This is a genomic window from Paenibacillus rhizoplanae, assembly GCF_042684125.1.
Classification (GTDB): Bacteria; Bacillota; Bacilli; order Paenibacillales; family Paenibacillaceae; genus Paenibacillus_AQ; species Paenibacillus_AQ rhizoplanae.
In genome coordinates this window covers 31,697-51,437 of sequence record NZ_JBHUKY010000016.1, presented here as the reverse complement: position 1 = coordinate 51,437, position 19,741 = coordinate 31,697, and the positions used below count along the sequence as shown (strand labels likewise).

Sequence of the window (19,741 nt, the reverse complement as noted above, 5' to 3'; positions counted from 1 at the left end):
CATGTAAAATGTATATATTACTGCTTATTCTGATATAGGAGGGTTTAACATACATGCCCGTACGTCAAGAATCCACGCAAATTATGAACGCTGTCCGCACTAATCTGGAATCCTGTATTCTCGGTAAAAGCTTTGAAATAGAACTGCTGCTGACGGCTCTGTTAGCAGGCGGACATGTCCTGATTGAGGATGTTCCGGGGACTGGCAAAACCCAGCTGATCCGCGCGCTCTCCCGCTCGATGTCCGGTGAATACCGGCGCATCCAGTGTAACCCGGATATTCTTCCGAGTGATATTACCGGCGTATCCGTCTATCATCCGCGTGATGAGATGTTCCACTTCCGTCCGGGGCCGGTGATGACCAATATTCTGCTGGCCGATGAGATCAACCGGGCGACCACCAAGACCCAGTCCGCGCTCCTTGAGGTAATGGAAGAACGCAATGTTACGGTCGATGGAGAGACCTATCCCCTTCCGCATCCGTTCATGCTCTGCGCGACCCAGAATCCGATAGATTTCGAGGGAACCTATACCCTTCCCGAAGCGCAGCTGGACCGCTTCATGCTGCGGATCAGCCTGGGCTACCCGGATGCCGATACCGAGAAGAACCTGCTGCTAACCCATCAGCAGGGCCAGCCGGTGGACAGGCTGTCTCCTGTAACCAGCATGGAGACGATTGCTGCCATTCAGGAGGAGATTCGCGATGTGTTCATCAGCGAACCGGTGCTGAACTACCTGCTGGATGTGGTCCGCCAGACGCGGGTGCATCCGCTGGTGCTGCTGGGCGCAAGCCCCCGGGCATCGTTATCATTCATGATGGCCTGCAAGGCCTACGCTTTTCTACAGGAACGGGATTATGTGCTGCCTGATGATGTGAAGACCCTGACCCCGTATGCGCTGGGACACCGTATTCTGCTGCGGCCGGAATCACGCCTGGACAATGTCAGCATGGACTCCCTGCTCCAGAAGCTGCTTCAGAGCATTAACGTGCCTGTAACCATGAGGCAATAAGATGAGGGCCTTACTTACGCGGGCTGCCGCTGCGGTTCAGCTGAGGAAGTTCATGGGGGTTCTGGCGATTTGGGTCATCACACTCTTCTACGTGCTGTTTCAGGGCGGCAAAACCTCGTTCATGCTGTTCATCATGGTCTCTGTGCTTATTCTGTATCTGTTCATTGGCGGTCTTGAAGGGGTCCGGCGGGCCAGAGGCTCACGCAGCTTCTACTCGGAACAGGACAAGCCGGATCTCCTTTACGCCGGGGGTTATCTAAAAGTGAAGCTGGACGTGACGATTCCGGGATTTCTGCCTTTGCCCTACGTGATCGTAAGGGAAATTCTGAAGCGCCATAACGGAGAGTCCTGGGTGTTCGAGGAGAGCCTGATTCCGAACATGGGCGGACGGGGCGAGCTGCTGTTCCAGACGCCGCTGCTGGAGCGGGGCCGTTATTCTTTTGAGAATACGGATATTCTCAGCGAGGATATCTTCGGTCTGATGGAGCACAAAGGAACCTTCAAGGCAGAAGGCCAGTTCCGGGTTATGCCCAGGGCGGTCGTGGTGCCGCGCTGGCAGCTGTATGAGCGCAAGGCGCGCCTGTCCGGGCCGCAGGTATCGCTGCTTCAATCCCGGCGCGAGACCACGCAGATCAACGGTGTCCGTGATTATGTCTATGGCGACCGGCTGACGCGCATTCACTGGAATGCTACGGCGAAGACCGGCGAATGGAAGTCAAAGGAATTCGAGCATGAATCCGTTCCCAGAACCATTCTGGTGCTGGACGGTACCTCCAGCGGCTATTATAACTCCGCACAATTCGAGCTGGCGGTCTCGATTACCGCTTCCCTACTCGGCTTTGGCATCCGGGAGCGGATCGGCATTGGAATGTGCTGTCTGGATAAGCATAATAAGGTGTTCAGTCCGGCGGAAGGCAATGCCGAGCGGCAGAAGATGATTCAGTATTTGATTGACATCAACGCAGAAGGCAAGGGGCCGCTGATTAACAGACTGGAGAGTGTCCAGCGGATGTTCCCCAAGGGATCGTATTTCGTACTGATTAGTCCGCAGAGCGGCAGAGTGGTGCTGGATACGCTGCACTGGGCGGAGAACCGGGGGATGACCCCTTCCCACATTCATGTTCTTCATCCTTCCGGGAAGTACCGGGCCGGAGAGTGGCAGAATATTCTGCACTCGCATGGAGTTACCGGACATAGCATCAGCACACTTCAGGAGCTTCCTGCGGTACTAGGAGGTGATTCTGTCCGATGAAGCACTGGTTTCAGGCAATCCGATCCTCATGGCATCACGGGCTGACGCTGCTATGGGTGAGCATTATCGCTATGCAGTGGGTGTCCTATACGGTGCCCTTCTGGCTGCAAGAGACAACCTTAGCTGTGGCGCTTACCCTGCTGGCCGTAACAACTATTGAAATCATTTTTCCGTTCAAAAGAGTGTACCGCATTTTGCTGGAAGGCGCGGCAGTCCTATTTATTATCTACAACGTTATTATCAGTTACGGAATCTACATTCCTGATCCGCTGCTGCCGTCATTTCTTGACCGTTTGCCCGGGATTGCGGTCTCGATGATTCCGTACATCTGGTTTGCGCTGGGGGCCTGGGCGCTGCTGCTTGTGTCCGCCTGGTGGGTGAACGGCAAGGTGCGGATTCTGATGTTCATCGCGATGAATATCACGGCCTTCGCCGCGCTGGATTCGTTCACGACAGCGGTAATGTGGCAGGAGGTAGCCTGGACGGTCTTTGCCGGTATGGGCTGGCTGGTCACACAGCATCTGAGGAATTTCCAGCTGCATTATCCGCGGGGCTGGACCTATATGCTGAGGTATCCGATGAAGGTTGCCTTGAATATAGCGATCATTTTCTCATTGGTCATCCTTGCCGGGGTGAATATGCCGGGCGTGCGTCCAACCTTAACCGACCCGTATACCGCCTGGCAAAAGTGGAACGGTAACTCCGTCTCGTCCAGACCCTCCTCCGGTAACGGGGACAGCGCAAGCGGCGGGTCAGCGGCGAACGGGACGACCTCGGGCTACAGCCTGAACGATGACAATCTGGGCGGGGGCTTCAACTTCGATTATTCGCCGGTCATGCAAGTGACCTCCGATCTGCGCACCTATATGCGCGGCGAGATCCGCAGCGTGTATTCGGGCAAAGGCTGGACAGATGATGATACCTCCGGCCGGGGAAGGCATAACGAGGTGGAGGTGGGCGAGCCGCTGGAACGTGCTGCCGCCTCCAAGACGGAGACCCGTACGCTCAAGCAGACCGTCAAGCTGCTCGGAGGGAACAGCTATCCGGTTCTGTTCGGCGGCTATTCGATCTCGGGGGTAGACTCGGTGGACGGGCAGGAAAAGAGCAGCGGCTTGTCCTGGCGGAGTGAAGACAGTGAACTGCTGTGGAATCCCGGAGGCAAAACAAGAGCTTACCCGCAGACCTATGTGGTAACCTCGGAGGTGCCGGTGGTTCCCCTTAAGGAACTGAGCATGCAGACCTTCGAGCAGCTCTACAGCAACAAGAATATCGACCCGCAGTATCTTCAGCTCCCGGATAACTATCCTGAGCGGGTGAGCGCGCTGGCCAAGGAGATTACGGCGAGAGCGCAGACTCCTTACGAGAAGACGATCCTGCTGCAGCAATATCTGCAAGCATCGTTCCCTTATACGAATCAGCCGGATACCTCACGGGCCAGAAGCAAGGACATGGTCGAGAGCTTCCTGTTTGAGATTAAGGAGGGATACTGCGATTACTATTCCACGGCGCTTGTCACTATGGCGAGGTCACTGGATATACCGGCCCGTTGGGTGAAGGGGTATGCTCCCGGGGAGCAGGCCGAGATTCCGGATAGCGTAATGCTTCAGCAGGGCGCTGCCGGTTATGTGAATAACAACTACACGATTACCAATGCGGACGCCCACTCCTGGGCCGAAATCTATTTCGGCGATTACGGATGGGTACCTGTAGAGGCAACGCCCGGCTTCGATGTTCCGGTGCTGACGCAGAGTGAGCAGGATAATCCGGACCAGCCTGAAGTTCAGGAAGAGGAGCCGGAGGAGCTTGAACCGGCGGCATCGGGCCAGACGGACAACTCTTCCGGATTCCATCCCGGCACCTGGGCAGTGGCTGGAGCAGCGGCTGTACTCCTGCTCTGGACCCTATTCCTCATCTGGCAGCGCCGGCTGAGCCTGCGCTTCCTGTTCACCCGTATGAGCCTCGGCGGCCAGCCCACTCCGGCGCAAAAAGTTGTCATAGAAACGGAGCGCTGGGTAAGGTATATGCGCAGGAAGGGTATGCTGAAGAAAGAGCATGAAACCTTGCGCGAATCCGTAGCACGGTGGAGCGTGGAACGCCCGGAATCAGCGGGCAGCCTTGCTGCACTGCTGAAGATGTTCGAGCGGGCCAATTACAGCCCTGAGGTTATTGAAGACAAAGACTGGCACAGCGTGTATACTGAAGCTTTGCGGCTGCGAAAAAGCATGAAGTCCGGCAAGTAATGCTCCTGGGTGATGTAATGCTGCCGGACCCTGGATTTTGGCAGTCCTATAGAGCCGGGTTACAAGTTTCCTGTATGAAAATGAGGTGAAGGTATTGTTTGAAAGATTAGTCCCCAAGCTCCGGGTAAACACGGTGTTTGATATCGGTCTGGAAGAGCTGTATCGCCGGGGGTACCGCGGAATCATTACGGATCTGGATAATACGCTGGTCGGCGCCAAGGCGCCGCTGGCTACTCCTGAGCTGCTGCTCTGGTTCGCGAAGGTGAAGGAGCTGGGCTTCAAGCTAGTGATCGTGTCCAACAACAATATGGACCGGGTATCGCGTTTTGCGACCCCGTTGAATATTGAATTCGTACATCAGGCCAAGAAGCCCAGCAATTCACCGTTCCTGCGGGCTATGAAGCTGATGGAGCTGGGGCCGGAGCAGACGATTGTTGTCGGCGACCAGATGCTCACTGATGTATACGGCGGCAACCGGCTGGGATTGTTCACGGTACTCGTCCTGCCGATCTCCGTCAAGGATGAAGGCATAGGTACAAGAATTAACCGCAGAGTGGAGCAGATTGCCTTGACCCGTCTGCGGAAGCAAGGATTGTGGCAAGAGGAGGATAAATCTTAATGAATGCAATGAACGATGAAACAGGGCGGCCTGAGAAATGCAGCGGCTGCGGCATTAAGCTCCAGAGCGTGGACAAGGAGCTTCCCGGCTATATCCCGGAGGTTGCCTTTGAACGGGAGCCGGTGATCTGCCAGCGCTGCTTCCGGATCAAGAATTACAATGAAGCCTCTTCCGTATCGGTGAATCAGGATGAATTCCTGAAGCTGCTCAGCGGAGTAGGGGAGAAAAATGCACTGGTGATCCATATTGTGGATCTGTTCGATTTCGAAGGCAGTCTGATTTCCGGTCTGCAGCGGTTTGTCGGCAATAATCAGGTCATTCTGGCGGTGAACAAGATCGATCTGCTGCCGAAGGTGACCAATTGGAACCGGCTGCGTAACTGGATGCAGCAGCGCTGCAAGGAAGAGGGACTGCGCACGGCGGAGATAGTTCTGGTCAGCGCGAAGCGCAATCAGGGCTTCGACCGTCTGCTGGAAGTGGTTACGGAGCTGCGCGGACAACGTGATGTCTATGTCGTTGGGGCTACCAACGTAGGCAAGTCCACCTTGATTAACCGGCTGATCTCCGATTACAGTGACCTGGAAGAGGAGCTGACGACCTCCCGTTATCCGGGTACGACCCTCGATATGGTCAAAATTCCGCTGGATGACGGCCATTCCATCATTGATACGCCGGGAATCGTGTACCCGTGGCGGTATAGCGAGCTGGTCGAGCGTAAGGATCTGGCTGCAGTGATGCCCGAGAATCCGCTCAAACCTGCGGTCTACCAGCTGAATGAAGGCCAGTCGCTGTTCTTCGGCGGATTGGGACGCTTCGACTTCGTCCAGGGAGAACGCCAGTCCTTCACCTGCTTCATCAGCGGGACCCTGAAGATTCACCGCACGAAGCTGGAGCGTGCAGATTCCCTGTATCAGGACCACCGGGGCGAAATGTTGTCTCCGCCGGCAACTGCCGACATGGACAAGCTGCCGAAGTGGCAGCGCCATGAATTCCGCATTGCCAGGAATAGTGAGACGGACCTGTTCATCTCCGGCCTGGGCTGGATCAAGGTGAATGGTACAGCCGGGGCGGTCATCGCTGTCCATGTACCGCGCGGCGTCAAGGTACTTACCCGTCCTTCGCTGATCTAATTGTACAGGAGGAGGGCGACATGACTGAGACAGGCAGGAACACGCAGAGTCACGGGGAGCTTCTGCTGGGCGTGATGGGTGACCCGATTGCCCAGTCCAAATCCCCGCTGATGCAAGGGGCGGCGCTCCAGGCGCTCGGTCTCTCCGGCGCGTATGTGCCGCTGCACATCACGCCGGACAAGCTGGGCGATGCGGTGCAGGCAATACGGACCCTTGGCTTCCGGGGCGTGAATGTAACGATTCCGCATAAGGTTGCCGTGATGGAGTATCTGGACCGGCTCGATTCAAGTGCGGTGGATGTCGGCGCAGTCAATACCATCGTCAATGACAAGGGTATCCTGACCGGCTTCAATACGGACGGCATCGGATATGTCCGCTCGCTCAAAGCTGAGGCTGCGCCGGATCTCACCGGCACCCGTATTCTGGTGATTGGAGCCGGCGGTGCGGCCAGAGGGATTGTCTCGGCGCTGCTGAAGGAGCAGCCGGCATTGGTCCTGATTGCGAACCGTAATGAGGAACGGGCCTGTCAGCTGGCAGATAGCTTCAGCAGCCGGGGCAGCATAGCAGGGGCAGGGATGGATGTCGTTCCCGGCGTGCTTGGCAGCATGGATATCGTAATCAATACGACATCGGTAGGTATGTATCCGCATATGGAGGACATGCCGATCGATCCGGCCGGGCTGCATGAAGGGATGATTGTCAGCGATCTGATCTATAATCCGCTGCATACCCGGCTGCTTACAGAGAGCCTGAAGCGCGGCTGCACCGTTCACGGCGGGCTGGGCATGTTCGTATACCAGGGCGCTTACGCCCTGGAGTACTGGACGGGACTTGAAGCTCCCACAGCGATTATGCGGCAGACTATTGCAGATTGTCTCGGCCAGGTGCCGGGCAAATGATTTTCACTGAAAAGGGTAATAATATATGTTAATTAAGGAGTTTTCACATTTATGTTAACAGGCAAACAAAAACGTTATCTGCGCTCTTTGGCCCATCATCTGGATGCTGTATTTCAGGTTGGCAAAGGCGGCGTAAACGATCATCTGATCCGTCACATTGAAGAAGCTATTGAGAAACGCGAGCTGATGAAGATCAGTGTACTGAATAACAACGCTGATGATCCCAAGGAAATTGGTGCCGCGCTTGCCGAGCAGTCCGGTTCGGAGCTTGTTCAGGTTATCGGCAAGACTATCGTTCTGTACAAGGAATCACGCGACAACAAAACGATTGAGCTTCCCAGATAGGAGGTTGACCTCTTGAGAGTAGGCATAATGGGAGGTACCTTCGATCCTCTGCATATCGGTCATATGATGGCCGCAGAGACGGCGCGCGAGAGCTACGGTCTGCAGGAGGTCTGGTTCATGCCTTCGCATATCCCGCCTCATAAGCATGAGGCCGGGGCAACCGGTGAAGAGCGGCTGGCAATGGTGGAGGGAGCGGTGAAGAATCACCCTTCCTTTGGCATTCTCGACTGGGAAATCGTGCGGGGCGGAGTATCCTATACGCTGGAGACGGTAATCAGTCTGCAGGAGGAATATCCGCAGCATGAGTTCTTTTTCATCGTGGGTGCGGATATGGTTCAGTATCTGCCCAAGTGGCAGGGGATCGAAGAGCTGGTGAAGCGGTTGACCTTCATCGGTGTCGGACGTCCGGGCACTCCGCTGGATCTGGGACTGCTGCCGGAGTTCATTGCCGATAGAGTGCTGCTGGCGGATATGCCGCTGGTCGATCTCTCCTCTACCATGCTCAGAGCCCGGGCCGCCGAAGGAAAGTCGATCCGCTATATGGTGCCTGATGCTGTGTATGAATATGTTCAAAGGAGTGGATTGTATGGAGTACAGCCGTGAAGCGCTGATTGAGGCGGTATCCGGCCAGATGCCGGACAAACGCTGGAAGCATACACTCGGTGTGATGGAGTCCGCTGTGAAGCTGGCGCAGCGTTATGGCGCTGACCCGCAGCGGGCAGAGACCGCAGCCATCCTGCATGATGTGGCCAAATATTGGCCGGTAGAACGGATGCGGGAGATCATTGAACAGAATGGATTATCCGCCGAGCTTTTGAAATATGACAAGCAGCTATGGCATGCCGAAGTTGGTGCTTATACCGCCGAGCATGATTATGGCATTCAGGATACTGAGGTGCTGGACGCGATCCGTTATCATACCTCGGGCCGGGAGAACATGAGCCTGCTGGAGCGGATCGTCTGTCTGGCTGATTATATTGAGCCTGGACGGGACTTCCCTGGTGTGGAGGAGATCCGCAGGCTATCGAAGGTCAGCCTGGAGGAAGGGCTGATTGCAGGACTGGATTCCACCATCGGCCTGCTGCTGGAGAAGCGCCGGATCGTATTTCCGCTTACGGTACTGGCGCGCAACGATTTAGTAAGAACATTGGAGGATAAAATATGAGTGTACAATCAAACAAGCTGTTTGAGCTGGCGTTGAACGCCGTTCAGGATAAAAAAGCAATGAACGTGGTGGCCCTTGATCTGCGCAGTGTGTCGCCGATCAGCGATTATTTCATCATCTGCCACGGTAATTCCGATACTCAGGTTCAGGCGATTGCCACTGAGGTGCGCAAGGTAGTTCATGAAGCTGGCGGAATGATCAAAGGCATTGAGGGGATGGATGCGGCACGCTGGGTACTGATGGACCTTGGCGATGTGATTGTCCATGTCTTCCACCGCGATGAACGCGAATATTACAATATTGAGCGTCTGTGGTCGGATGCCAAGGTCGTGGAGACGGTATGAGTCTGATTGCAGGAACTACGGTTACGCTTGAAGTGATGCGGGAGGTATCCCCTTACGGGTACTTCCTGAGCGCAGGCGACCAGGATATCATGCTTCATTACACCGAGCTTGTGGGCAGCAAGCCGAAGATCGGCGACAAGGTGGAGGTATTCCTGTTCTTCGATACCGAGGACCGTCCTGCGGCTACGATGAAAAAGCCGTATCTGACGCTTGGCGAGATGGCGCTGCTTGAGGTGGCGGATATCCATCCGCGGCTGGGCTGCTTCCTGGAGATGGGGCTTGGACGGCAGCTGTTGCTGCCGCTCAGTGAGCTTCCTGAGCTAGTGGAGCTGCGTCCGCAGATTGGAGACAAGGTCTTCGCAATCATGGAGCATGACAAGCAAGGACGTCTCCGTGCCAAACTGGCCGGAGAGCAGGAGCTCGCGCCGCTGGCCTTGCCTGCACCGGAGTCCTGGCAGGGGCAGAGTGTCACCGCCCGGGTGTACAAGCCGCTGCAGATGGGCACCTTCGTGCTTGTAGACGCCGGTGTGCTCGGCTTCGGCATCATCGGTATGGTCCACTCCTCTGAACGCGCCCGCTTGTTGCGTCTGGGCGAAGTGATTGAAGCGCGCGTGGCGCATATCCGTGAGGATGGCCGCGTCAACCTCAGCATGGGCCACCGCAAGGAAGTGGGCCGTGATGTGGATTCGGCGGCTCTGCTTGATTTCCTGGCTTCCCGTCCGGGCGGCGGAATGCCGTATTCGGATGCTACGCCTCCCGATGTTATCAAGCAGCGCTTCGGCATCAGCAAATCAGCGTTCAAGCGTGCGCTCGGCAAGCTGATGAAGGAAGGGCTGATTGTCCAGAAGGAGAACTGGACCTATCTGGCTGCCCGCGAAGAGGAGCAGGCCGGACCGGACAGCGATTCTGACAACCAATAGTATAGAGAAAGCGGTGTACGCAGTGTCTTCCTATGGCAAATTTGCTTATGTATACGATGCGCTTATGGCGGATATGCCGTATCCGGATTGGCTGGCCTTTGCCGAGACGGCATGGGGCAAATACGGCAAGCCGCGCACGGTAGCCGAACTCGGCTGCGGTACCGGCAGCCTGACGATTCCGCTGGCGGGGGCAGGGTATCACATGACGGGGATTGATCTTTCTTCGGACATGCTGTCCGTTGCCCAGCGTAAGCTGGAGCAGCAGCCGCAGGGACGGCGCTTTTTGCGGGAGGGCAGTGTGCAGTGGGTTCAGCAGAACATGAAGGAATGGGAGCTGCCGGAGCCGGTAGATGCCGTCATCTCCTTCTGCGACTGCCTGAATTATGTGCTGGAGGAGCAGGACATCCGGTCTGTGTTCTCCAGTACGTATGACGGACTGAAGCCAGGCGGGACCTTCCTGTTCGATGTGCATCATCCGAACACGCTGATCCGCTATGAGGAAGAGCAGCCTTTTGTGCTGGATGAGACGGACATCTCCTATATCTGGACCTGTGAGCTGGATGAGCCGCGCCGGGAGATTGAGCATCACCTGTCCATCTTTGCCCGCGAGGAGGGCCGCTCAGACACGTACCGGCGGTTCGAGGAGACTCATACCCAGCGTGCCTATGACCCGGAGTGGATGAAGCAGGAGCTGCTTGCCGCCGGATTCAGCGAGGTGTCGGTGTATGCGGACTTCAAGTGGGTGGCGGCGGATGATTCGGCGCAGCGGCTGTTCTATGTGGCTGTGAAATGAAGCTGCTACAGAGAACTTGAACTTGAAGCGTAATCGTCACTGCGGTGAACATTTGGACTTTCGGCCGCTGTTGTCACCAGATTTCTTGATTTAAACCACTGTTCGTGGTAGAAATCCGGCGACAAAGGCGGTCGCTACCGCTCCTGCAGTTCCAAATTTCCCCTCCGTTCCTTTTTGCTTTTCGTTTATTTATCAAGTGCTTCTTATACAACCGCTTATAGCAGTTGAAATCTGTTGACGACAGCAGAAGTTCCGAATTTTCCCTTCGTTCCTTTTAGCTTTTCGTTAAATTCTTTAGGCTTCTTATGTGAATTTGGGTTATATGGAGGTCCTTACCCGGATGGGGTAAGGACCTTATTCGTTCTTTGAACTGTGCACGACCAGCCTGAAATGTATGCGGAAAACAGCATACAATCGGCGCAACTGAGGCGCGTGGACCAAATGTATGTGAAAAACCGAATACAATCGGCACTGCTGAGGTACATGGACCAAATGTATGTGGAAAACAGCATACAATCGGCAGGCGCGAGGTGAGTAACCGCTTCGGCTTGCATGACATAGCAAACCGGACCCTATCCGAAGGATACGGTCCGGCCATCTTCCAAGTATGCTTACCGGTGTTCGAACAAATCGATGGTGCCGAGTACAATATGCGCCAGACCAAATCCAAGAATGCCGGTTGCCGCGATCTTATATCTGCTCCCCAGAAAAGCTGCACTCGAAGCAGTAACTACGGTCCCTAGTACGGCTGGTATTAACCCTTCACGCATTCGAAACACTCCCTCACGGTAGTTTGAAAGACATTCGTTAGTGTGGGTTACAGAAGGGACAATTATACTTCGAGTTTATGTCAGCGGCGGCAGGGAAGCGGCTGCACGTCCTAAACGGTCAATCTGCCACTCCCGCGGTGGTTGCCCGGCCGGTAGGGTCTTCGACCTCATGCACATTGTAGAGTACACGCGCCAGCAGATCCTGGCTGTAATTGCCGAAGTGCTTGCCGTAAATGGTCAAGCCGCGCTTGTTGACCGGCTTGTCCGTGACGGCAATACGGAAAGTCAGCTCGCTTCGGTAATCCAGCTTAATGTCGTTCAAGGTGATATCGGAGATGCGGCAGCCATCAATGAAGCTGCCCTCCTGATTGATGCGGATCAGCTTCAGCATGCCGTACTGGTTGAGGTGGGGAGGCCACCAGTCGGGGTTGAAGGTGCCGCGCACATCGCCGAAATCTCCGGGGCTGGTCCAGAAGCCGATCTCAATTCCGTTCACATAGAAGTACAGATCCGACGGGTAATTGTCGCTGAACCCGGGAGCCTCGGAGCCAATCTCCATGGAGAACTGGATTTCCCGGAAGGTCTGGTTGGCTTTGAGATAGTTAGGGATGCGGTACTCCAGGAAGCCTTCGGCCATCCAGATGATTTCGGAATCGATCCGCTGGGGATCGGCGAAGTAACGCGGCTCGTCAAAATCGCCGATGATGCTGTCCTTGGTAGCCAGACCGCAGGTCGGAACAGCCTGATAATTACTGTAATGGCCCACCTGAATCTCGACCTCGTACAGATTATCCACATCTTTGCTGCGCAGATCCACCATCAGCTTATCTTTATTCAGATAGCAGACCTTCTGAATTCCGTGCTTGCCTACGGCAGTATTAATCTCAATTAAGCCGCTCTCCTCCAGCTTCTTGATATGCATCGTAATAGCCCCGTTGCTGAGATTGAGCTTCTTGGCAATTTCATTGAGATTCAGGGCCTGATTGGTCGCCAGCAGCTCAAGAATCTGGATGCGGATTTCCGAGCTGAGCGCCTTGAAGATATCAATCCCGCTCATCAGATCTTTGATATAAATCATATTTAGGGTACCTTCTTCCACTGAGGTCATGAGAATCAAAACTATTTTATAAAATTATAAACTAATCAACCCTAAAAGGAAAGTATTCTGCCTTTATTCGTGGAAAACAATTAAATTTAAGCTAAAAGTTAAAGTTGAAGGCTGTTTATTTTATATAAGTATGAATACTTAATGCGCCATTAAGTCAATAATAAATGATTTTTTTCAGTAAAAAGACAATAAACATCATTTAGTTTGAACAAATATAAAAAGGTTTATACTTTTATATTTACACTGAACTTTATATATGATATTTTATACCTGTAAGCGAATACATTCAATTGTTTCTCAATTATTTGATTAAAGTGTGAAACATAGTACATCATGCGGTAGCTTGAACTAACAGAGCCGGTGAGGTTCCCTAGTTCTTCTATATAGATTGTATCAAGCGAATTGCTCAGCAAATCCTAGGAGGGGTTACAGTGTTAAAGAAAAAGGGCTGGTTCACACTGCTGTCGTTGGTTCTGATGGTATCGGTTGTACTTACAGGCTGCGGCGGGAAGAACAATGCATCGTCCGGAGGCAATAGCGGAAGCAAAGCTACGGCGAATGCCGGCAGCAAGGATTCCAAGGAAACCAAGAATCTCACGTTCATGTTCCGCGGGGGAACCGATGAGCAGAAGGCCTATGAAGGTGTTGTAAAAAAATATGAAGCCGATCATCCGAACGTCAAGGTTAAGATGGTTGTAACTGCGGCAGATCAATATGCCACTAAGCTGAAGGCCTCTATTACGGGGAACAGCGTTCCGGACGTATTCTATTTTGAATCCGGTGACCTGAAGGCTTATGTGAACAGCGGCGTGCTGCTGGACCTGACCAGCTATGTAGAGAAGAATCCTAATATTGATTTGAATAACATCTGGAAATACGGCGTGGATCTGTACCGTTACGACGGCACGATGGCCGGGCAAGGTAATTTGTACGGGATGCCTAAGGATGTAGGCCCTTTTGCGCTCGGTTATAACAAGGCCATGTTCGAAGCTGCGGGTATCCCGCTGCCGGACAAAGACAAACCTTACACCTGGGATGAATTCATCAAAGTCGCTCAGCAGCTGACCATTGACAAGGACGGAGACGGTAAGCTGGATCAATTCGGCGCAGGCTTCAACGTGCAGTGGGCCTTGCCTTCCTTCGTCTGGAGCAACGGGGCGGACTGGCTGGATGCGACCAAGACCAAGGTTACGATTGATGATCCGAAGTTTATCGAAGCCCTGCAATTTTTCACTGATATGCAGCTTAAATACGGCATTACGCCGTCCACGGAACAAGCTCAGACGCTAGATACCTACCAGCGCTGGATGAAAGGTGAAATGGCCTTCTTCCCTGTAGGTCCGTGGGATATGAGCACTTACGAAAAGCTGCCTTTCGATTATGACCTGATTCCTTATCCTGCCGGCTCCACCGGCAAATCCGCTACATGGACCGGCTCACTCGGTATCGGTGCTTCCGCCAAAACCAAGCATCCCGATGAAGCCGTGGATCTGATCAACTATCTGACGGCCTCCAAGGAGGGAATGGAAGCGCTGGTGAAGGCTAAGGTGCAAATCCCGAACCTGATGGATATGGCTAAGGAATGGGCCGCTGATACTACGACCAAACCGGCGAATAAAGAAGAATTCCTCCAGGTCGTGAATGAATACGGACGGGTGCTGCCTGGCCATTACACGTACAATGCTGAATGGTATAACCTGTTCTACACGGACATCCAGCCGGTGCTTGACGGCAAGGTTACCCCGGAGGAGTATGTGAAGGCGGAACAGCCGAAGATGCAGAAGCTGCTGGATAAAGCGGTCGAGCAAGAGGCGAAATCCAAGAAATAAGCTGTAACATCGTTCTTATCTAGCATACAAAGTGATGCTCGGTCTCCTGTAACAGCGGGCCGGCATCACTTTATTCTGAGATGAACTTGTATATATTTTGGGGACCCCGCAAAGTATCTGAATACTCATCGGAGCTGATGCATCACTTTGTGGGGAAAGTTATAGACTATCCGAATTTGAGGTGATTCTAATGAACGCTAAGTTGGGTCTGTATCGCAAGGAGAAAATTTACGGATTTCTGTTTATCCTGCCTCCGCTGCTGGGACTGCTGATCTTTACGCTGTACCCGATGATTTATTCGATCTATGGATCATTCACGGACTGGGATGGACTCGGCCAGATGAACTTCATCGGCCTCGGCAACTTCACGGATCTGTGGTCGGATGAGCTGTTCCATAAGGCCTTATTCAATACCTTGTTCATGATGCTTGGCATTCCGATCGGCATTACGCTGGCGCTGCTGCTGGCGCTTGGACTTAACCGGGGGGTGCCCGGGACTACCGCGTTCCGGGTCATCTATTATGTTCCGGTCATTTCTTCTCTGGCCGCAGTATCGATCATGTGGAACTGGGCCTATAACGGTGATTATGGTCTCGTCAACCAGTTCCTCGATCTGTTCGGAATCAGCGGGCCGAACTGGATGGCGAATAAATATACGGTCAAGCCGGCGCTGATCATTATGGCGGTATGGAAGGGCCTCGGTTATACGATGCTGCTCTATCTGGCGGCGCTGCAGAGTGTCTCCAGATCTTATTATGAAGCGGCGGAGCTGGATGGAGCGAATGGCTTCCAGTCCTTCTGGCATATCACCTGGCCGATGGTGCGCCCGGTAACGTTTTTCATCATCGTGACCAACATTATTGGAGGATCGCAAATTTTTACCGAGATGAACATTATGACCCCTACAGGCGGACCCGAATATGCTTCGGCCTCCGTGGTATTCTACATTTGGCAAAAAGCCTTCGGCAACTTCCAGATGGGTTATGCCTCTGCTATGGCGGTATTCCTCGGCGTGTTCATATTTGTTGTGACTCTTATCCAATTCCGAATGAACGAGAAGCAATCGTTCGATGTCGATTAACTGAAGAGGGAGGAGACCATAAATATGACGAGCAGAAGAAGAGTTACCCATAGCATTATCTTTGTTCTACTTTTAATCGGCGCGGTGTTCATGATCGGCCCGCTGCTCTGGATGCTGTCCACCTCATTCAAGGATAAGCAGGATGTGTTCGCCCTGCCTCCGGTGTGGATTCCCCGGCCGTTCCATTTCGATAAATACAGTGAGATCTGGGAGGCGGGGCCGCTGCTGAGCGGGATCAAGAACAGCTTGATTATCGCCGTCACGGTAACGGTCGTAGGTACGTTCACCTCCAGTCTGGCGGCGTTTTCCTTCTCCAAATTACGGTTTCCGGGTAAAAATAAAATATTCCTGCTGATGCTCTCATCCCTGATGATTCCGTATCCGGCAGTCATGATTCCGCAGTTCTTCATGTTCTCGAAGCTGGGCTGGATTGACACGCTGCTGCCGCTGATCGTTCCTGGCCTGTTCGGCAATATCGTGATGATCTTCTTCCTGCGGCAATACCTGAGCAGTGTGCCGAATGCCATTATCGAAGCGGCCAAAATAGACGGAAGCTCGTATTTCCGCCTGTACAGCTCGATCACCTTCCCGCTGATCAAGCCGGCGGTGGCTGCTCAGCTGATCCTGTGGTTCATGGGCATCTGGAACGACTACCTGTCTCCGATTATCTATCTGAATTCACCGGAGAAGCAGACCCTCCAGCTGGTTATCGCCAACTTCAATGCGACCTATGCGATCCAAACGGACTATCCGCTGATTATGGCGGCTTCGATTATTGCCCTGCTGCCGATGCTGATTATCTTCCTTGTTTTCCAAAAGCAAATTATTGAATCTGTTGCCATCTCCGGAGTGAAGGGCTAACAGAGACAAGACCAAAGGAGAAACCATAATGAATACAAATAGAGAGTACACTAACCCGCTTGTCGAACAGCGCGCAGATCCCTGGGTATACAAGCATACCGACAGCTATTACTATTTCACTGCTTCTGTGCCGGAATATGACCGGATTGAAGTACGCAGAGCGTTAACGATTGAGGGGCTTCGGGAAGCACAGCCGGTAGTCGCCTGGCGCAAATATGAGAGCGGCCCGCTCAGCGCCAATATCTGGGCACCCGAAATTCATTACATCGATGGTAAATGGTACATATACTTCGCGGCGGCCCGGACTACGGAGACAAAGGAAGGGCTATTCGACCACCGGATGTACGCTCTGGAGAATACTTCAGCGAACCCGCTGGAAGGAGAGTGGACGGAGAAGGGGCAGGTGAGAACCGCCTGGGAATCCTTCGCCCTGGACGCTACAACCTTCGAGCATAGGGGCGTGCACTACTATGTATGGGCGCAAAAGGACCCTGAGATTGACGGAAATTCCAACCTGTATATCTCAGCCATGGAGAACGGCTGGACACTTAAGGGTCCGCAGACGATGATCTCAACACCGGAGTATCCTTGGGAGGTCATCGGCTTCAAGGTAAACGAAGGCGCTGCGGTGCTAAAGCGGGGCGGCCGGATCTTCATGAGCTTCTCGGCCAGCGCCACCGATCACAACTATTGCCTGGGACTGCTTACCGCAGACGAGGACAGCGATCTACTGGACGCTGCATCCTGGACTAAGCATCCAGAGCCGATGTTCCAGACCAGTGAGGAGAACGGGCAGTACGGCCCGGGTCATAACAGCTTCACAGTGGACGAGAACGGCGAAGATGTGCTGATCTACCATGCCCGCAACTATAAGGAGATTACCGGAGACCCGCTCTACGACCCGAACCGCCACACCCGTGCCCAGCGCCTGCGCTGGAACGCGGATGGTACGCCGGATTTCGGGGTGCCGGTGAGGGATGGCGTGAAGTAGGGCAGAGTTCAGTCGGGAAGAGAGTAGGATAGCACGCAGCACTGCGGAGTTCCGTTGAAGGCCGCTCCGAGGGTTGGTTAACGGCTGCATAGAGTGAAATGCAAAAAGTCCCGCAACCCTCTGGGGGAGCGGGACTTTTTGGTGCTGAGCTGCGGCAATAGGATATAGGAACAGAGGGGCTGTAACTGGACCTTGCGGTTGCAGTTACAGGATTTCCGCGCTGGCAGCTCCTATTGAGCCGCATTGTTGCACTTATTGCAGGAATTTTCTACACTTGTTACTGGCTGAGGCACATTGTTGCACTTATTGCAGGAATTTCATCGATTCGGTGCTAGTTTGGGCTACATTGTTGCAATTAGTGCAGGATTTTCACATAGGCCGCTTCTATTGAACCGCATTGTTGCAATTTGTGCAGGATGCTGGCATTGATCACGTCTAATGAGCCGCATTGTTGTATTCCGTGCAGGATTGCCATGCTGGCTGGTCGCCAGTACTTTATTCTGCGCAAACGCCCTTATTTGCCCCCTACAGGAACCGGAACAGTCTGTCTATAGAACTTAATATAGTGGAAGCCGTCCATCTCCAGGAATTCCGGCTTCTCTGTGGTCTGGAAGGAATATGTGCGTTCCCACAGGATATTGCCGTTCTTGAGATCCCACGGGCGGGAATCGGATATCGAAGTGACGGGAACGGCGGCACCTCCGGCTTGAACAGCCAAAGTATCCTTATCCAGCATAGTGAATTGTCTCCCGGCGATCACGATATCATAACCGTCAGCAGTCCTGGTGACACTGCGAATCCATAGTTTCTCCAGGCCGACCGTAACGGAGTGGTCTGAGGGTGAGGCCATCGAGATCGGCTCTTCTACGTTCTGATATCCGCTGAAATTATCCAGTACAAGTTCAACACTCTGCAGCTTGTCTGTCGGCAACACATCGTATTCAATTATAAATTCCGGGGCTCCCTTTTTGCTGGAATTCGTACCCCGCATAGACCTGAAATTCATTTCTATCCCATTCACATACAGTTTGGTTACAGCAGAGAATCTTGGATTTTCGCCATTATCCATCTTATAATGTCCCTTTACGATGGTTGACGTAGGAGAAGCCGTAATCGTGTCATAGTAGACGGTTCCCTGATCCACCGGTACAGCCTGGTCAATATCTGCGACGAGCAGGCTTTTCATGGCAAGGTTCGGGTCATATTTGAAGGAGACAGGATAGTGTGCCACTTTCCCGTTCTCCAGCAGCTCGCTGAAGGTAACGGTCAATGTTCTGGAGAAGGGGCTGGCCGGCTCGAATTTGTATACTCCCTCGAAGCGGCTACTGTCCTTGCTGCCGCCGCTCCCCCCCAGGGGATCTGAATCCGTCATGAACCCTTCCAGTTTATCTACTCCGTAACGGAGTGAATAGTTGCCGTCAGGGAAGTCGCCGGTATATATACTGCCCGAAGCCGGATCAATGCTGTAATACATCGTCAGGGCGTTGTCGTCTGCAATTACCCCGTTAATGGTAATCACCGTTCCGTCACCTAAAGTTTTGCTTTTGTTGACGCTTTGTCCGTATCCGTGGTCCGCCAATTCAGAAAAGGCCATCGTATTCAGCTCAGTCTGACTGAACAGCTTCCCGCCGTAATAAGCTAAGGCAGGATATTGATACACGCCTACAGTCAGCAGGAGTGCCGCAGCCGAAGCGGCGACCCATGTTCTTGCTCTTCTAATCCGGGATCTCGGCCGTCTAACCGGAGCCTGCTCCAGCGCCTTCCGCAATCTGCCTTCAAGTTCTGACGGCGTCATGGTCTGCTGATGCTCCTGCAATCTCTCCTCGATCGTTCTCATAACGGTCACCTCCAATCATAGCTTTTAGTTTCTGTATCCCCTGCGAAATTCTGGATTTGATCGTGCCGACCGGTGCTTCGGTAATATCGGCAATGGTCTGATACGGCAGATCGTGGACATAACGCAGCTCAATCGCTTCCCTCTGCCGGGGATTCAGATGCGCGAGCAGGACGGACAGATCCATTTCGGACTCGGTATAGCGGTACGGGTTATCTGCAGTCCATGCCTCCATTGCAGGCTCCGGCGCCTCGTCCTCCTCCAGGGGAACGAACCGGTTCTGGTTGCGGAGGACGGTTTTGCAGCGGTTGACCAGAATGGTTTTGCTCCAGCTGTAGAAGGCCTCGCTCTTCTTCAGTTGCGCAAGCTTCTCATAGAGCGTGACGATCATATCCTCCATCACATCCATCGCGTCATGCTCATTCCTCATGTAGCTATAGGCAAGACGATAATAAGCGTCCTGTTCGGCTAGGATTAGTTCTAATAATGCTTCTTTGTTGCCACGCTGTGCGGCTCTGACAAGACGGCTTATATTCATGTGCTCACCCCT

General features: G+C 53.5%; 20 protein-coding genes. 16 read left to right on the top strand and 4 right to left on the bottom strand.

Translation table 11 applies throughout. The annotated features are described in order from the left end of the window. Window positions 1-53: 53 nt before the first annotated feature. From ACFSX3_RS06365 to ACFSX3_RS06310, 12 genes are all read left to right on the top strand, one after another. Window positions 54-1,010 (top strand): AAA family ATPase, encoded by a 957-nt coding sequence (locus ACFSX3_RS06365; protein WP_209993809.1) that lies wholly within the window; start codon window positions 54-56, stop codon window positions 1,008-1,010. A gap of 1 nt (window position 1,011) precedes the next feature. Beyond that, window positions 1,012-2,262: a DUF58 domain-containing protein gene (locus ACFSX3_RS06360; protein WP_209993808.1), complete on the top strand. Its 1,251-nt coding sequence runs from the start codon at window positions 1,012-1,014 to the stop codon at window positions 2,260-2,262. Next, a complete protein-coding gene (locus ACFSX3_RS06355) occupies window positions 2,259-4,502 on the top strand; it encodes a transglutaminase TgpA family protein (RefSeq protein ID WP_209993807.1) in 2,244 nt (747 codons plus the stop codon). Before ACFSX3_RS06360 ends, ACFSX3_RS06355 begins: the two co-directional genes overlap by 4 nt. Before the next feature lie 94 nt (window positions 4,503-4,596). Beyond that, the gene (locus tag ACFSX3_RS06350) at window positions 4,597-5,121 is read left to right on the top strand and encodes a YqeG family HAD IIIA-type phosphatase (RefSeq protein ID WP_209993806.1); all 525 of its coding nucleotides are present in this window, start codon (window positions 4,597-4,599) and stop codon (window positions 5,119-5,121) included. A gap of 8 nt (window positions 5,122-5,129) precedes the next feature. Beyond that, entirely contained in the window at window positions 5,130-6,251 is a 1,122-nt protein-coding gene (yqeH, locus tag ACFSX3_RS06345) for a ribosome biogenesis GTPase YqeH (protein WP_209993865.1), read from the top strand. A gap of 20 nt (window positions 6,252-6,271) precedes the next feature. Then, window positions 6,272-7,150 (top strand): shikimate dehydrogenase, encoded by an 879-nt coding sequence (gene aroE / locus ACFSX3_RS06340; RefSeq protein WP_209993805.1) that lies wholly within the window; start codon window positions 6,272-6,274, stop codon window positions 7,148-7,150. A 51-nt stretch (window positions 7,151-7,201) separates the two neighbouring features. Beyond that, window positions 7,202-7,495: a ribosome assembly RNA-binding protein YhbY gene (gene yhbY / locus ACFSX3_RS06335; RefSeq protein WP_036697934.1), complete on the top strand. Its 294-nt coding sequence runs from the start codon at window positions 7,202-7,204 to the stop codon at window positions 7,493-7,495. A 12-nt stretch (window positions 7,496-7,507) separates the two neighbouring features. Then, window positions 7,508-8,098 carry a nicotinate-nucleotide adenylyltransferase gene (locus tag ACFSX3_RS06330; RefSeq protein WP_209993804.1) on the top strand — a complete coding sequence of 197 codons (591 nt, stop codon included), beginning with the start codon at window positions 7,508-7,510 and terminating at the stop codon, window positions 8,096-8,098. After that, window positions 8,082-8,660 carry a bis(5'-nucleosyl)-tetraphosphatase (symmetrical) YqeK gene (gene yqeK / locus ACFSX3_RS06325; protein ID WP_209993803.1) on the top strand — a complete coding sequence of 193 codons (579 nt, stop codon included), beginning with the start codon at window positions 8,082-8,084 and terminating at the stop codon, window positions 8,658-8,660. The genes ACFSX3_RS06330 and yqeK overlap by 17 nt, the downstream gene beginning before the upstream one ends. Continuing rightward, window positions 8,657-9,004, top strand: a complete 348-nt coding sequence (gene rsfS, locus ACFSX3_RS06320; protein ID WP_209993802.1) for a ribosome silencing factor — start codon at window positions 8,657-8,659, stop codon at window positions 9,002-9,004. The genes yqeK and rsfS overlap by 4 nt, the downstream gene beginning before the upstream one ends. Further along, a complete protein-coding gene (locus tag ACFSX3_RS06315; protein WP_209993801.1) occupies window positions 9,001-9,924 on the top strand; it encodes a CvfB family protein in 924 nt (307 codons plus the stop codon). The genes rsfS and ACFSX3_RS06315 overlap by 4 nt, the downstream gene beginning before the upstream one ends. A gap of 22 nt (window positions 9,925-9,946) precedes the next feature. Further along, a complete protein-coding gene (locus ACFSX3_RS06310; protein ID WP_209993864.1) occupies window positions 9,947-10,717 on the top strand; it encodes a class I SAM-dependent DNA methyltransferase in 771 nt (256 codons plus the stop codon). 611 nt (window positions 10,718-11,328) lie between these two features. Here ACFSX3_RS06310 and ACFSX3_RS06305 read toward each other — a convergent pair. Together ACFSX3_RS06305 and ACFSX3_RS06300 are read right to left on the bottom strand one after the other, a co-directional pair. Beyond that, on the bottom strand, window positions 11,329-11,487 hold the full coding sequence (locus ACFSX3_RS06305) for a hypothetical protein (protein ID WP_036697952.1): 159 nt from the start codon (window positions 11,485-11,487) through the stop codon (window positions 11,329-11,331). 118 nt (window positions 11,488-11,605) lie between these two features. Continuing rightward, the gene (locus ACFSX3_RS06300) at window positions 11,606-12,565 is read right to left on the bottom strand and encodes an ArsR/SmtB family transcription factor (protein WP_209993800.1); all 960 of its coding nucleotides are present in this window, start codon (window positions 12,563-12,565) and stop codon (window positions 11,606-11,608) included. A 461-nt stretch (window positions 12,566-13,026) separates the two neighbouring features. On the opposite strand from ACFSX3_RS06300, the gene ACFSX3_RS06295 reads away from it, so the two are divergent. The 4 genes from ACFSX3_RS06295 to ACFSX3_RS06280 all read left to right on the top strand — a co-directional run bounded on the left by ACFSX3_RS06295 (window position 13,027) and on the right by ACFSX3_RS06280 (window position 17,357). Then, window positions 13,027-14,424 (top strand): ABC transporter substrate-binding protein, encoded by a 1,398-nt coding sequence (locus ACFSX3_RS06295; protein ID WP_339223177.1) that lies wholly within the window; start codon window positions 13,027-13,029, stop codon window positions 14,422-14,424. A gap of 190 nt (window positions 14,425-14,614) precedes the next feature. Next, window positions 14,615-15,505 (top strand): carbohydrate ABC transporter permease, encoded by an 891-nt coding sequence (locus ACFSX3_RS06290; RefSeq protein ID WP_209993799.1) that lies wholly within the window; start codon window positions 14,615-14,617, stop codon window positions 15,503-15,505. 24 nt (window positions 15,506-15,529) lie between these two features. Beyond that, complete coding sequence (locus ACFSX3_RS06285; RefSeq protein WP_379257276.1) at window positions 15,530-16,366, top strand: carbohydrate ABC transporter permease; 837 nt, start codon at window positions 15,530-15,532, stop codon at window positions 16,364-16,366. 28 nt (window positions 16,367-16,394) lie between these two features. Further along, window positions 16,395-17,357 (top strand): glycoside hydrolase family 43 protein, encoded by a 963-nt coding sequence (locus ACFSX3_RS06280; RefSeq protein ID WP_209993798.1) that lies wholly within the window; start codon window positions 16,395-16,397, stop codon window positions 17,355-17,357. A gap of 514 nt (window positions 17,358-17,871) precedes the next feature. Here ACFSX3_RS06280 and ACFSX3_RS06275 read toward each other — a convergent pair. Next, window positions 17,872-19,194 (bottom strand): DUF4179 domain-containing protein, encoded by a 1,323-nt coding sequence (locus tag ACFSX3_RS06275; RefSeq protein ID WP_209993797.1) that lies wholly within the window; start codon window positions 19,192-19,194, stop codon window positions 17,872-17,874. Continuing rightward, window positions 19,133-19,729, bottom strand: a complete 597-nt coding sequence (locus tag ACFSX3_RS06270; protein WP_209993796.1) for a sigma-70 family RNA polymerase sigma factor — start codon at window positions 19,727-19,729, stop codon at window positions 19,133-19,135. The genes ACFSX3_RS06275 and ACFSX3_RS06270 overlap by 62 nt, the downstream gene beginning before the upstream one ends. Between the last annotated feature and the right edge of the window lie 12 nt (window positions 19,730-19,741).